Consider the following 13,296-nt stretch of genomic DNA (forward strand, 5'->3'; position numbering starts at 1 on the left):
CCCGGCGCAGGCCGGCGCCGCGCGGACCTGAGGGGACGGGGGCGCCGGCGGCCCTCCCCCTCCGGGGCCGGCGCCCGCGGCCTCCCTCCGCGGCGCCGGCCATCCCCCTGCATTCGCCCCGCAATCGCCGCGTCCTCGCCCTTGCCTCGCCCGCCTGCGCGGCGCAGTTTGCGGCGTTGCCGAGCGAGCAGGAGTGCGTCATGAGGCCGGACGACCTGCCCCGCTTCCGCCAGTCCCCCACCGACCCCGCCTTCATGGCCGATCCCTACCCGGCCTACGAACGCCTGCGCGCGCTGGGCCCGGTCGCCTTCTGGGAGGAGCTGGGCAAGCCGGTGCTGTGCGGACACGCCGAGGTCTCGGCCGTCCTGCGCGACCGCCGCTTCGGGCGGGAGGTCACGCACCTCGCCTCGCGCGAGGCGCTGGGCTGGGAGCCGATCCCCGAGCGGCTGGCCCCGTTCTACGCCTTCGAAGCGCATTCGCTGCTGGAGCGCGAGCCCCCGGTCCACACCCGCCTGCGCCGGCTGGTGAACCGCGCCTTCACCTCGCGCGCCATCGCCGGTCTCGGCCCGCGCATCGAGGCGCTGGCCGAGACGCTGATCGACGGCTTCGACGGCGAGGTCGAGCTGATGGAGGCCTACGCCACCCCCATCCCCCTGACCGTGATCGCCGAGCTGCTGGGCGCCCCCGTCGAGGCCGGGCCGCAGATGCTGGCCTGGTCCCACGACATGGTGGGCATGTACCAGGCCGGGCGCGATCGCGAGGCCGAAGATCGGGCGGTCGCCGCGACCGAGGCCTTCTCCGCCTTCATGCGCGAACTGATCGCCGAGCGTCGCCGCCGCCCCGGCGAGGCGCTGATCGACGCGCTGATCGCCGCCGAGGATCCCGCCGCCGAGGGCGGCGCGCGCCTGTCCGAGCCGGAGCTGGTCACCACCTGCATCCTGCTGCTGAACGCGGGCCACGAGGCGACGGTCCACGCCATCGGCAACGCCGTGCGCCTGGTGGTCGAGCAGGGCCTCGACCGCGCCGCCTTCGGCCGGGCGGGGGGCGAGCGGGCGGTGGACGAGTGCCTGCGCCACGACCCGCCCCTGCATCTCTTCTCCCGCTACGCGCTGGGCGAGGTGGAGGTCGCGGGCCTGCGCCTGCGGCTGGGGGAGGAGGTGGGCCTGCTGCTGGGCGCGGCCAACCGCGACCCGGCCGCCTTCGCCGACCCCGCCCGCCCCGACCTGGGCCGCGAGGGGGCCGACCGGCACGTCTCGTTGGGCGCGGGCCTGCATTTCTGCGTCGGCGCGCCGCTGGCGCGGCTCGAGATGCGCGCGGCGCTGGCGGTGCTGTTCCGCCGCCTGCCGGAGCTGCGCCTGGCCGGCGCGCCGGAGCGGTCCGGCCGCTGGCATTTTCACGGCCACCAGACCCTGCGGGTGGCGCCGTGAAAGCGGCCGGCGCCGCGCTGGCGCCGCTCGTCCTGTGGGCCTCGACGCTCGCCGCCGCCGCGCAGGGCTGCGGGGAGCACGAGGTCGTGGCCGGCGACACGCTCGCCCGGATCGCGCGCGAGGCGCCGGGCGCGCCGGACCCGCAGGCGATCTACGTGCTGAACAAGGACCGGCTGAAGAGCGCGGACCATATCGAGGTCGGGCAGGTGCTGCGCCTGCCCTGTCCGCCGGAGGCCGAGGCCCCGGCAAGGGCGCCCGAAGACCCTCCCTCCGAGACGGCGGAGGCCGCGGCGCCGGATCCGACCGACGATCCCGCGACGCCAGACGCCGAGACGCCCGAACCCGCCGGCGGCGATCCCGAAGCCCCGGCCGAGCGGGCGGAGGCGCCGGCCGCCGCCGCGCTGCCCTCCCCTCCGCCGACGCCGCCGGACCCCGAGGCCGGACCGATCCGCGTGGCCTGGGGCGGGGACGCCGCGGCGCTGCCGGCCTCCGACCGGGCGCGCGCCCGGCTCGAGGCGGCGTTGGCCCGCGCGTCCGGCCGGGCGGTCGAGATCGAGGCGGGAGAGGGCGACGCCCGCGCCGAGATCGCGCCGGGCGCCGGCGCCGACCTCGCCTTCGCCTGGATCGCGCCGGACTGCGCGGCGCTGGCGCGGCTCGATGCGGCCTCGGCCGAGATCTGCGCGCGCTACGACCTGTCGCGGCCGCTCGCCTCGGTGGCGCTCGCCTGGTTCGTGCGGGCGGGGGATGCGGCGCGCGGGCCCGCGGACCTGGCCGGACGGCGCATCTGCCGGCCGGAGGGGCGCAGCGTCGCCGATCTCGCCGCCCTCGGACTCGCGCCCCCGCGCGCGGTGCGGGCGGCCCCCGCCACCGCCGCCGAGTGCCTGCGCATGGTCGCGGCGGGGGAGGCGGACGCCGCCGCGCTCTTCGCCGAGGATGCGCTCTTCGCCGATCTCGCGGCCGGCCTGCGCCGCTTCGCGCCCGAGGGCGCGCCCGAGGCTCTGTCCCTCGTCGCCCTCGCCCATCCCGCCAACCCCCGCGGCCGCGCGGCGATCGAGACGCTCGACCGCGGGCTGGCGGCGCTGGAGGGGGAGGAGTAGGCGGCGCGCCCTACGCCTGCGCCTCGCCGGCCAGGGCGCGCACCCGCAGGTCCAGCGCCTCCAGCTCCGGATCGGGCAGGCCCAGGTCGCGCAGGTGGGCGACGGTGTTGTGCAGGTAGTCGCGGTTCGATCCCGCCGGGCCGCGGGCGCGCAGGATCACCTCGGCCTGTCCGGCGGGGGAGAGGTCCGTGTACTGCGGATGCCCCTCGTCGATCACGTAGGCCAGCGCCCGGACCGGCGCGCGGCCCTCGACCTCCAGCTCCTGCACGGTCTCGTGATAGGCGTCGGTGACCATCTCGCGCTCGCGCAGGTAGGCGTGGGCGTCGTCGGCGTGATCGGGGGCGACGCGGTAGACGAGGCCGCGGCACTCGGCGCCCTGCCGCGCGGCCAGCGCCAGCACCAGGCCGGGCGCCTCGGGCGTGCCGCGATAGCGGATCGAGCGCAGGCAGAAGGCGCGGCGGAAGCCGCTCAGGCGCGCCGCGCGTCGTTCGGCCCAGGGGAAGCCCGGGTTCCAGATCAGCGATCCGTAGCCGAACACCCACAGGGCGCCGCTTTCGTCCCGTCCCAGCATCGCGTCTTCGTTCCTCGTTCCGCCGCCGTCCGCCGCAGGTCCGGCGCCGGCGGGTCGCCCTCTCGCCTCGGGCCCGCTATATGCCCCGTCACGGCCCCGCGGAAAAGGCGGCCCGCGGAAAAGGCGGGCGGAACGAGAGGTGATCGGATGGGACGCTGGTTCGGCATCATCATGGGCGCGCTGCTGCTGGCCTTCGCCGCCTGGAGCGGCTGGTGGTACGTCGGCTCGACCGCCCAGCAGGAGGCCGTGACCGGCTGGCTGGCCGACCGCCGCGCCGACGGCTGGCAGGCGGAGGCCGACGTCTCGGTCGCGGGCTTTCCCAACCGCTTCGACATGACCGCCGAGGGCCTGCGCCTATCCGACCCCGAGGCCGGCTGGGCCTGGGCCGCGCCGACCTTCCGCACCTACATGCTCAGCTACCAGCCCCACAAGGTGATCGCCGAATGGCCGGGCGTGCACCGCATCGCCGTGCCTGGCGAGACGGTGGAGGTGGAGGCGCGCCAGCTCCGCGCCTCGGCCGCCTTCGTGCCGGACACGCGGCTGGAGCTGACCCGCGGGATCCTGGAGATGCACGATCTCGAGCTGCGCTCGGGCCTCGGCTGGACCGCGGGGATCACGGACGGCCAGCTCTCGGTGCGCGCCTCGGAGGAGGAGCGGGGGCGCGAGAACGCCTATGACGGCGTGCTCGACGTCAAGGGCCTGCTGCCCCCCGACGCCTGGCGCGCGGCGCTGGGCAAGCGGCTGGCGAAGGAGCTGCCGGAGCGGATGGAGGAGGCGAAGATCGTCGCCACCGCCGTGTTCCGCCGCCCGCTCGACCGGCTGGCGGTCGAGGCCGGCTCGCTGCGCCCCGAGACGGTGTGGCTGCGCCCCTCGGTGGTGACCTGGGGGCCGCTGTCGATCCGCGGCTCGGGCCGGCTGGAGGTGGACGCGGCGGGCGTGCCGGAGGGGACGATCGACCTCGCCGTCTCGAACTGGAAGCGGGTGCTGGAGGCGGCGGTCGCCGCGGGCGCCGTGCCCCAGGACCTGGCGGGCGCGCTTGAGGCGGGGCTGCGGCTGATGTCGAACCTGACCTCCGACGGCAAGGGGCTGGAGGCGCCCCTGCGCTTCGCCGGCGGCGACATGTTCCTGGGCCCGATCCCGCTGGGCCCCGCGCCGCGGTTCTGATCCGCCCGCGCCGGGGCTCGCCCGCCGCGGGAGCCGCGGCGCGACGCGCGCGCCCGTGGCGGGTCGAACGCTCGCCGCGGCGGGGCCGGCGCGGCGCCGCCTGGCGGGCCGGCGGCGGGGCGGAGGACGGGATCTGCGGATCGGGGCGCCGGCCGCGGGCCGGTCAGCGGCACCACGCCTCGCTGCGCCTGGCGGTGTCGAAGTGCAGGTGGTCGCGGTGGTATTCGTCCGACTCGGGCCCCAGCACCGTGCCGAAGGGGCCGCAGGCGCTGCTCCAGGCCGCCTTCAGGAAACGCCCGGCGTCGCCCTTGTCCCAGCCGCGCAGCGGCGCGATCTCGCGCCCGTCGGTCAGCTGGAAAGCGCGCACGTCCACGGCGTTGCCCAGCGCATGTTCCGACAGCCGCGCCCCGGGGCGCGAGTTGCGCGAGCGGCAGGCGTAGCTGGCCGCCACGCGCACCTTGGCGATGCGCGCGCCCAGCATCGGCTTCGCGTCGCGCATCGGACCGCGTTCGAGCCACCCGGCGAAGGTTCTCGCGGTGCGGCAGTTGACGACCGCGGGCGGCGTCAGGGCGACGCCGAGCACATGGGTCACCTCGACCGGCGCCTCGATCCCGCAGCGGCCGGGGCCGTCGATCGGCGCCTGCGGGCGCCCCGCCAGCCGCGGATCGCCGCAGAGCCCGCCCGCGGCGGCGGCCGGCGCGCCGCTCTCCGAAGGCTCCCCCTGCGGGCGGGAGACCGCGCCGCGCGGCGGGCGCACGCCCGAGCGCGGATCGGGCAGGAGGCTCGCCACCGCCCGCTCCCGCGAGACGGCCGGCGCCTGCGGCCGGGCGGCGGGCAGGGGCGAGACCGCGGCGGCGAGCGCTGTGCCCATGTCCGGGACGGGGCCGGGCGCCGGCGTCGCCTCGGCCGGGGCGACCGGGGGCGCCGCGGGCGCGGCCTGCAGCTCGGCCGGCGCCTCGGTCTGCGGCCCGTCCGGGGCCTCGGCCACCGCCGCCTCGAGGGTCGAGCGCAGGTCGGCGGGCAGGCCGCGCGCGGGCGGCGGCGCGGGCGCGTCGGGCGCGGGGGAGGCCTGGGGCTCCGTCGCCGCCAGGGGGACGTCGACGGGAGGCGGGGGCGAGGCGGCCTCGGGCTGCGCGGCCGCGCCGGGGCGGCGCGGCGGGGGCGCGGGCCAGGCGCCGCCGCGGCCGTCGCCGGCGTCGCGGACGCGGGCGGCCTCCGGCACCGCGGAGGCGTAGGCGGAGGCCGGCGGCGGATCGGAGGGCGCGGGCGCGAGGCCCACCTCCGGCCGGGCCGGCGGCGCGGCGGGCGTCTGCGCGGCCGAGGGCAGGGCGGCGAGGGTCAGCGCGATGGCGAGCGCCGCGCGAAGCGGCCCGGAGGCGAAGGTCCGGGCCGCGGTCCTCATGGCTTCCCGCTCTCCCCCGTGCGGCGGGCGGAGCGGCCGAAGTCCGGCGCGGCGGTGTCCTGCCCGGCCTGGATGATCCCCCGGCGCACCGCGCGGGTGCGGGTGAAATAGTCGAACAGCTGCGGCCCGTCCTCGGTCCGGATGGCGCGCTGGAGGGCGAAGAGCTCCTCGGTGAAGCGGCCCAGGATCTCGAGCGTCGCCTGCTTGTTGGTCAGGAACACGTCGCGCCACATGGTCGGGTCGGAGGCGGCGATGCGGGTGAAGTCGCGGAAACCGGCGGCCGAGTACTTGATGACCTCGGACTGGGTCACCCGGCGCATGTCGTCGGCGACGCCCACCATCGTGTAGGCGATCAGGTGCGGCACGTGGGAGGTCACCGCCAGCACCAGGTCGTGGTGGGCGGGGTCCATCGTGTCGACGTTCGCGCCGCAGCCGGTCCAGCACTCCGCCAGCCGGGCCAGCGCCTGCGGGTCGGTGTCCTCGTTCGGGGTCAGGATCACCCATCGGTTCTCGAAGAGCTCGGCGAAGCCGGCCTCGGGGCCGGAATGCTCGGTCCCCGCCAGCGGGTGGCCGGGGATCAGGTGCACGCCCTCGGGGATGAAGGGCGCGACCGCCTCCTGGATCGGGCCCTTCACCGAGCCCACGTCCGAGACGGTGGCGCCGGGCTTGAGGGAAGGCGCGATCTCCTCGGCCACGCGCGCCATCGCGCCCATCGGCACGCAGAGCAGGACGAGGTCGGCGTCCTCCGCGGCCTCGGCCGCCGTGGCGTGGACGCTGTCGCACAGGCCCAGGCGCAGCGCCGTCTCGCGCGTCTCCGGCGTGCGGGCGTGGCCGGCCACATGGCCCACCAGCCCCGCGCGCTTGGCGGCGAGGCTGAACGAGCCGCCGATCAGGCCGAGGCCGATGAGCGCGACTTTCTCGTAGATCATCGTCATCCGTTCAGGTCTTCCGATCAGGTCTTTCGGGCGGCCATGAACGCCTCCAGCGCCTCCGCCGCGGCCCGGCAGCCGGTCTCGTCGCCGATGGTGATGCGCAGTCGGTCGGGCAGGCCGTAGGAGGCGGTGCGCCGCACGATCAGCCCGCGGGATTTCAGGAAGGCGTCCGCGGCCTCGGCCTTCTCGGCCGAGCCGAAGCCCGCCAGGACGAAGTTGGCGTGGGTCGGCGTGCAGGGGATGCCCGCCGCCGCCAGCCGCTTGACCAGCCAGTCGCGCCAGACCTCGTTGAGCACCGCGCAGCGCTCGACATGCGCCACGTCGCGCATCGCCGCCTCGCCGGCCAGCAGGGCGGCCGTGTTGAGGTTGAAGGGCGGGCGGAAGCGGTTGAGCGCGTCGATCACGTGGTCGGGGCCGTACATCCAGCCGATCCGGAGCGCGGCGAGCCCGTGGATCTTCGAATAGGTCCGCGTCATCACCACGTTGTCCCGCGCGTCCACCAGCTCGGCGCCCGCGTCGTAGTCGGCGTCGCGCACGAACTCGGCGTAGGCGCCGTCGAGCACCAGCAGGGCGGCCGGGGGCAGGCCCTCGGCGAGGCGCGCGAGCTCCGCCCGGCCGATCTTGGTGCCGGTGGGGTTGTTGGGGTTGGCGATGTAGACGAGCCGCGTGCGGTCCGTGCAGGCCGCGAGGATCTTGTCCACGTCGGTGGTCAGGTCGGTCTCGCCGACCTCGACGGGCGTCGCGCCGACCATCTGGGCGTTGATCTTGTAGAGGCCGAAGCCGTGCTCGGTGTGGATCACCTCGTCCCCCGGCCCGGCATAGGCCTGGGCGAGGAGCGCCAGGCATTCGTCCGAGCCGTTGCCGCACAGGATCCGGGCGGGGTCGAGGCCGTGGACCTCGCCGATGGTCCGGCGCAGCTCGGCATGGCCGCCGTCGGGATAGGCGGCGAGCTTCGAACCGGCGGCCGCGAAGGCCTCGGCCACCTTCGGCGAGGGGCCGTAGGGGTTCTCGTTCGAGCTGAGCTTGATCACCCGGTTGGCCCCGGGGATCTTCGACTCGCCGCCCACATAGGCGGCGATATCCAGGATCCCGGGCTGGGGCCGGATGGTCGGATGCGGCGGAATGGTCCGGGCGGGCGAGGAAGAAGCCACGGCCTGTCTCCTTTGGGGCGTCGTCGCTCCTTACCCGCTGAGCGGGACGCGCGCCATAGGCAGAGGTGGGCGGAGGGGGAGACGCGTGGGCGCGGGGGACGGAGGCGCCCTGCGGGCGGGCTTGGGCCTGCGGCCGGGGGCGCGCCCGGATCTGGGCTGGGGGAGCCTCCGGCGGGCTCCTGACTCACCAAAGAACAAAACGCCCCGCGCCTGTCCTTCGGAGCCGTCTCTCGCTGATGGATGCCTGAGCGACTCGCCCCCGCCGGTCAAGGACAAGCCCGCGCAAGCGCGGGTCGCTTCGCGATCCCTGACCGGCGGGGACGAGTCGCTCTTTCCGGCATCCGCGAGAGACGGCTCCGAAGAACAGGCGCTCCCCGGGGCGCCTGGGGCGGGGGGCTCCGGGGGCGGGCCGGGCGCCGCCATGGGCGCCCGGCTGCGGGGTGCGGCTACTCGGCGGCGGCGTCCTCGCCCAGGAAGCCGCCGGACTGGCGGGCCCAGAAGCCGGCGTAGAGGCCGCCGCGGGCCAGCAGTTCGCCGTGGGTGCCCTGCTCGGCGATGCGGCCGGCGTCGAGGACCACGATCCGGTCCATCGAGGCGATGGTCGACAGGCGGTGGGCGATGGCGATCACCGTCTTGCCCTCCATCAGCTCCTCCATCGCCTCCTGGATCGCGGCCTCGGCCTCCGAGTCCAGCGCCGAGGTCGCCTCGTCCAGCACCAGGATCGGGGCGTCCTTGAGCACCACCCGGGCCAGCGCGATGCGCTGGCGCTGGCCGCCCGAGAGCTTCACGCCCCGCTCGCCGACATGGGCGTCGTAGCCGCGGCGCCCGGCCGAGTCCTCGAGCCCCAGGATGAAGTCATGGGCCGAGACCCGGGCGGCGGCGGCGTGCATCTCCGCCTCCGAGGCGCCGGGCTTGCCGTAGAGGATGTTGTCGCGGACCGAGCGGTGCAGGAGCGAGGTGTCCTGCGTGACCATGCCGATGGCGTTGCGCAGGGAATCCTGCGTGACACGCGCCACGTCCTGGCCGTCGACCAGGATCCGCCCCTCCTCGGCGTCGTGGAAGCGCAGCAGCAGGTTGACCAGCGAGGACTTGCCGGCGCCGGAACGCCCGACCAGCCCCACCCGCTCGCCCGGGCGGATCGTGAGGTCGATGCCGTCGAGCCCCCCGGCCTGGCGGCCGTAGCGGTGGCGCAGGCCGTCGAAGCGGATCTCGCCGCGGGTCAGCGCCAGCTCGGCCGCGTCGGGGACGTCCACGATCTCGTGCGGCTTCGAGATGGTGATCATCCCCTCGGCGATGGTCCCGGCGTAGCGGAAGAGCTGGGAGGTCACCCACATGATCCAGCCCATCATCGCGTTCAGCCGCAGCACCAGCGCGGAGGCGGCCGAGACCGCGCCCAGCGTCGTCTCCCCGATCGACCACAGCCACACGGCCGTGCCCAGCGCGCCCACGATCAGCAGGCCCCCGGTCAGGGCCAGCGAGAACGACATCAGCGACATCAGCGCCATCTCGTTCCCGTCGCGCTCGCGCAGGTCCTCGATCGCCTCGCGCGCGAGGTCGAGCTCCCGCTTGCCGTGGGCGAAGAGCTTCACGGTCTGGATGTTGGTGTAGGCGTCCACGATCTTGCCGGTCAGGGCGGAGCGGCCCTTGGAGCTCTCCTCCGCCGCATGGGACATCTTCGGCACCAGGATGCGCAGGATCGTGCCGTAGACCACCAGCCAGATCAGGATCGGGATCGCCAGGCGCGCGTCGGCCTGGCTGAGCACCAGCAGCGCGCCGATCACGTAGGAGCAGAAGTAGACGATCCCCTCCAGCGCGCCGAAGGCGGATTCCTCCACCGCCGGCGCAGTCTGCACGATCCGGTTGGCGATGCGGCCGGCGAAGTCGTTCTGGAAGAAGCTCGCCGACTGGCCCAGCACGTGGCGATGCGCGCGCCAGCGCACCAGCGCCACCGCGTTCACCCCCACCAGCATGTCGAGCGTCGCCATCTGCGCGCCGATGGCGAGCGGGCGCACCGTCAGGATCAGGAGCGCGACGAAGGCGAGCTCCAGCCCGCGGGTCGACCACAGCGCCTCCGCGCCCTGCTCGGCGCCGACCTGGGCCAGCATGTCCACCAGACGGCCCGCGTACCAGATCAGCGAGGTCTCGATGATCGCCACGCACACGCCCAGCGCGCCCGCGGCGAACATCGGGCGCTTCAGCGGCGACAGCATCGCCCACATGAAGGGCCAGTAGCGGTCGGGCGGGGTCTTCGCCTCGTAGGCGACGAACGGATCCGCAAGGTCGCGGAGACGACGATAAAGGGGGAGCATGAGGGCTCTCCGAAGCAGGCGTCGCGCGTCCATGGGGACGCGCCGAAAGGGGATGGACCGGGGAGGTCGCAGGAACGGGGCCGGCGCCCGCGAGGGGCCGAAACGGGAAATGGGATGCCGCGCCGCCGACCTGGCCGGCACGCCCCGCAGGAATCGCGGGGCCTCGGCGAGGTTGCGCGAAGCTAGCGAGGAACCGTAATGGATCAACGACAATCCGGAGGACCATTCGTGACCCTGACGATTCAGCCGGTCGGCGAGGCCGAAAAGACACGCGCGGCCGACTGGTTCGCCGAGCTTCGCGACCAGATCTGCGCCGCGTTCGAGGCGCTGGAGGACGCGCAGGCCGGGGCCTTCCCCGACGGCCCCCACGCCGACCTGCCCCCCGGCCGCTTCGAGCGGACCGAGACCCGGCGCGATTCCGAGGACGGCTCGGAAGGCGGCGGCGGCCTGATGTCGGTGATGCGCGGCGGTCGGCTGTTCGAGAAGGTCGGGGTCAACGTCTCGGCCGTCCACGGCCGCCTGGGGGAGCAGGCGCAGCGCTCGCTCAGCGCGCGCCACGAGATCCCGGGCCTGGCCGAGGATCCGCGGTTCTGGGCCTCGGGCGTCAGCCTGGTGGCGCACATGCGCTCGCCGAAATGCCCGGCGGTGCACATGAACACGCGGATGTTCTGGACGCCGACGGCCTGGTGGTTCGGGGGCGGCTCGGACCTCAACCCGATGCGGCCGGTGGAGGAGGACACGGCCTTCTTCCACGGCGTGCTGAAAGGCGCCTGCGACCGGCACGATCCAACTTACTATCCCCGCTTCAAGGCCTGGGCGGACGAGTACTTCTTCAACCGCCACCGCAAGGAGCCGCGCGGGGTCGGGGGCATCTTCTACGACGACCTGTGCACCGGCGACTGGGAGGCCGACTTCGCCTTCACGCAGGACGTGGGCCGCGCCTTCCTGGACGCCTTCCTGCCGATCACCGAAAAGCGCCGCGCCGAGCCCTGGACGCCCGAGGACCGCGAGCACCAGCTGATCCGCCGCGGCCGCTACGCCGAGTTCAACCTGGTCTGGGACCGCGGCACCCGCTTCGGCCTCGAGACCGGGCACAACATCGAGGCGGTGCTGATGTCGATGCCGCCCGAGGCGAAGTGGCCCTGAGGCGCCGGCGCCCGGGGCCGCGCCCCTTGACCTGCGCCGCCATCCGTCGCCGACTGCGGCGGTGGGAGCGTTGAAGGAGGGAGAGGCGCCATGGCCGCCAGGGTGAAGGTGATCCGCTCGACGCCCGGCGTCTCGGTCTTCGACGACCCGCAGCCGTTCGGGGGGGACTTTCCTCAGACGCTGCTCGAGAGCTCGCCGGTCCAGAACCGCCGCCGCGAGGTGGTGTTCGAGGACGGCGCCCTGCGCCTGACCGTCGAGGGCCGGATCCGCTACGACGGCGGCGAGGTCGCGGGCGGGCGCGCCGACAAGATGACTTTCGAGGGGCCGAAGGGCGTCTTCCAGGCGTGGACCGGGCTCGACTGGGACCTCGCCTCCCTGATGGACCGGGTGGACGACGGCGGGCTGGACGCGTTCCTCGCGGGCGCCTTCGCGCGCTTCGTGGTGACGGGCGGACGCTCCGGCGTGGAGGCGCTGGCGACCGGGAGCGCCGACGTCATGGTCGGCTCGGGCGTCTCCGACGGGCTCTACGGCCTGGGCGGGAACGACCGGATCTTCGGCGAGGGCGGGCACGACTACCTGGATGGCGGCGCCGGCGACGACCGGATCCTGGGCGCCAACGGCGACGACCAGATCCGCGGCGAGGCCGGCGACGACCGCCTGTTCGGCGGCGACGGCTACGACAACCTGGGCGGCGGCGCGGGGGACGACGTCCTCAGCGCCGGGGTCGGCGGGGATTTCCTGACCGGCGACGCCGGGAACGACCGGCTGGGGGGCTGGAAGGGCAATGACAAGCTCTATGGCGGGGCGGGGAAAGACCGGCTGCTGGGCAGCTCCGGGCGGGACAAGCTGTTCGGCGACGCGGGCGACGACGCGCTCTACGGCGGCGAGGGGCGCGACCGGCTGATCGGGGGCGACGGCGTCGACCTGCTGTCGGGCGGCAAGCGCGCCGACGTGCTGATCGGCACGGACGCCGGCGACGACCTGCGCGGCGGCGACGGGGCCGATGCGCTCTACGGCGGCGACGGGGCGCAGACCCTGAACGGCGGCGCGGGCGACGACCTGCTGCAGGGCTTCGGCGGGATCGACGCCTTCGACTTCCGCGGCGGGGCCTTCGGGACCGACCGCGCCGACATCGCGCTGGCCGCGGGCGCCGCCGACGCTCCGGGCGGCGGCGCGGTGGAGGAGCGGCTGCTGCTCGACGCGGGCGCGACGATCCTCGTCTACGCGCTCGACGACGACGGGACCCGCGTCTACGCCTTCGACGTGATCGAGGGCGGGGCCGGCGCCGGCACGGTGATCACCGCCATCGCCGCGCTGGACGCGTCCGACCCCGGCGCCGAGGCCGAGCGCCTGGAGGTCGCCGCCGCGCTGCAGGCGGCGATCGAGCAGGACGCGGCGGTCCTGTGAGCGGGCGATGCTGAGACGGGGCGGCCGCAAGGCGGGGCGCGCGCAGGCCGGCGTGGGCCTGGCGCCGTCCATCGAGGACCTGCAGCGCATGGCCGAGGCCGCCGCCGAGGCGCTGCCGCCCTGGGTGCTGGAGGCCGCGGGCCCGTTCCTGCTGCGGGTCGAGGACTTCGCCTCGCAGGAGGTGCTGGACGACCTCGGGATCGAGGACCCGTTCGAGCTGACCGGCCTCTACGACGGCGTGGCCCTGACCGAGCGCCGCCACGACGACCTGCCGGGGCCCCCCGAGACGGTCTGGCTGTTCCGCCGCCCGATCCTGGACGAGTGGATCGACCGCGGGGACGTGGCGCTGGAGGACCTGGTGGCCCACGTGCTGGTCCACGAACTGGCGCACCATTTCGGCTGGTCGGACGAGCGCATCGCCTCGGTCGATCGCTGGTGGGACTGACGGGGAACCGGGGACGGAGGCGCCCTGCGGGCGGGCTTGGGCTTCTGGCTCCGGGCGTGCCTGGATGGGCGAGGGCGGGAGCCTCCGGCGGGCTCCTGACTCACCCAAGAACAAAGCGCCCGCGCCTGTCCTCCGGATCCGTCTCTCGCTGAAGATGCCTGAGCGAGTCGCCGGGCGGGGTCAAGGACAAGCCCCGCGCAGGCGCGGGGTCGCTTCGCGATCCCTGACCCCGCCCGGCGACTCGC

General features: G+C 75.1%; 11 protein-coding genes. 6 read left to right on the forward strand and 5 right to left on the reverse strand.

What is annotated here, in order from left to right; translation table 11 throughout:
* Positions 1-200 precede the first annotated feature (200 nt).
* Together P2H44_RS21675 and P2H44_RS21680 are read left to right on the forward strand one after the other, a co-directional pair.
* Positions 201-1,427, forward strand: coding sequence for a cytochrome P450 (locus P2H44_RS21675; protein WP_275767026.1), 1,227 nt, complete (start codon positions 201-203; stop codon positions 1,425-1,427).
* On the forward strand, positions 1,424-2,524 hold the full coding sequence (locus tag P2H44_RS21680; RefSeq protein WP_275767027.1) for a LysM peptidoglycan-binding domain-containing protein: 1,101 nt from the start codon (positions 1,424-1,426) through the stop codon (positions 2,522-2,524). The genes P2H44_RS21675 and P2H44_RS21680 overlap by 4 nt, the downstream gene beginning before the upstream one ends.
* A 10-nt stretch (positions 2,525-2,534) precedes the next feature.
* Here the strand turns inward: P2H44_RS21680 and P2H44_RS21685 are convergent, their stop codons facing one another.
* On the reverse strand, positions 2,535-3,095 hold the full coding sequence (locus P2H44_RS21685) for a gamma-glutamylcyclotransferase (RefSeq protein WP_275767028.1): 561 nt from the start codon (positions 3,093-3,095) through the stop codon (positions 2,535-2,537).
* Positions 3,096-3,242: 147 nt separating this feature from the next.
* Between P2H44_RS21685 and P2H44_RS21690 the strand changes: the two genes are divergently transcribed.
* Positions 3,243-4,259, forward strand: coding sequence for a DUF2125 domain-containing protein (locus P2H44_RS21690; protein ID WP_275767029.1), 1,017 nt, complete (start codon positions 3,243-3,245; stop codon positions 4,257-4,259).
* 163 nt (positions 4,260-4,422) lie between these two features.
* Here the strand turns inward: P2H44_RS21690 and P2H44_RS21695 are convergent, their stop codons facing one another.
* From P2H44_RS21695 to P2H44_RS21710, 4 genes are all read right to left on the reverse strand, one after another.
* Positions 4,423-5,661: an extensin-like domain-containing protein gene (locus tag P2H44_RS21695; protein WP_275767031.1), complete on the reverse strand. Its 1,239-nt coding sequence runs from the start codon at positions 5,659-5,661 to the stop codon at positions 4,423-4,425.
* Positions 5,658-6,596 carry a prephenate/arogenate dehydrogenase family protein gene (locus tag P2H44_RS21700; RefSeq protein WP_275767033.1) on the reverse strand — a complete coding sequence of 313 codons (939 nt, stop codon included), beginning with the start codon at positions 6,594-6,596 and terminating at the stop codon, positions 5,658-5,660. Before P2H44_RS21700 ends, P2H44_RS21695 begins: the two co-directional genes overlap by 4 nt.
* Before the next feature lie 17 nt (positions 6,597-6,613).
* A complete protein-coding gene (gene hisC / locus P2H44_RS21705; RefSeq protein ID WP_275767035.1) occupies positions 6,614-7,744 on the reverse strand; it encodes a histidinol-phosphate transaminase in 1,131 nt (376 codons plus the stop codon).
* 446 nt (positions 7,745-8,190) lie between these two features.
* Entirely contained in the window at positions 8,191-10,053 is a 1,863-nt protein-coding gene (locus P2H44_RS21710) for an ABC transporter ATP-binding protein (RefSeq protein ID WP_275767036.1), read from the reverse strand.
* A gap of 228 nt (positions 10,054-10,281) precedes the next feature.
* Between P2H44_RS21710 and hemF the strand changes: the two genes are divergently transcribed.
* The 3 genes from hemF to P2H44_RS21725 all read left to right on the forward strand — a co-directional run bounded on the left by hemF (position 10,282) and on the right by P2H44_RS21725 (position 13,051).
* Positions 10,282-11,199: an oxygen-dependent coproporphyrinogen oxidase gene (gene hemF / locus P2H44_RS21715; protein WP_275767037.1), complete on the forward strand. Its 918-nt coding sequence runs from the start codon at positions 10,282-10,284 to the stop codon at positions 11,197-11,199.
* A gap of 90 nt (positions 11,200-11,289) precedes the next feature.
* Positions 11,290-12,606, forward strand: a complete 1,317-nt coding sequence (locus P2H44_RS21720) for a calcium-binding protein (protein WP_275767039.1) — start codon at positions 11,290-11,292, stop codon at positions 12,604-12,606.
* A gap of 7 nt (positions 12,607-12,613) precedes the next feature.
* On the forward strand, positions 12,614-13,051 hold the full coding sequence (locus P2H44_RS21725; RefSeq protein WP_275767041.1) for a metallopeptidase family protein: 438 nt from the start codon (positions 12,614-12,616) through the stop codon (positions 13,049-13,051).
* Positions 13,052-13,296: the final 245 nt, after the last annotated feature.

It is taken from the genome of Albimonas marina, assembly GCF_029223255.1.
Classification (GTDB): Bacteria; Pseudomonadota; Alphaproteobacteria; order Rhodobacterales; family Rhodobacteraceae; genus Albimonas.

Coding starts and splice junctions, on each gene's coding strand:
- P2H44_RS21675 (WP_275767026.1), top strand. CDS start 201: ATGAGGCCGGACGACCTGCCCCGCTTCCGCCAGTCCCCCACCGACCCC.
- P2H44_RS21685 (WP_275767028.1), bottom strand. CDS start 3,095: ATGCTGGGACGGGACGAAAGCGGCGCCCTGTGGGTGTTCGGCTACGGA.
- P2H44_RS21690 (WP_275767029.1), top strand. CDS start 3,243: ATGGGACGCTGGTTCGGCATCATCATGGGCGCGCTGCTGCTGGCCTTC.
- P2H44_RS21695 (WP_275767031.1), bottom strand. CDS start 5,661: ATGAGGACCGCGGCCCGGACCTTCGCCTCCGGGCCGCTTCGCGCGGCG.
- P2H44_RS21700 (WP_275767033.1), bottom strand. CDS start 6,596: ATGACGATGATCTACGAGAAAGTCGCGCTCATCGGCCTCGGCCTGATC.
- P2H44_RS21710 (WP_275767036.1), bottom strand. CDS start 10,053: ATGCTCCCCCTTTATCGTCGTCTCCGCGACCTTGCGGATCCGTTCGTC.
- P2H44_RS21720 (WP_275767039.1), top strand. CDS start 11,290: ATGGCCGCCAGGGTGAAGGTGATCCGCTCGACGCCCGGCGTCTCGGTC.
- P2H44_RS21725 (WP_275767041.1), top strand. CDS start 12,614: ATGCTGAGACGGGGCGGCCGCAAGGCGGGGCGCGCGCAGGCCGGCGTG.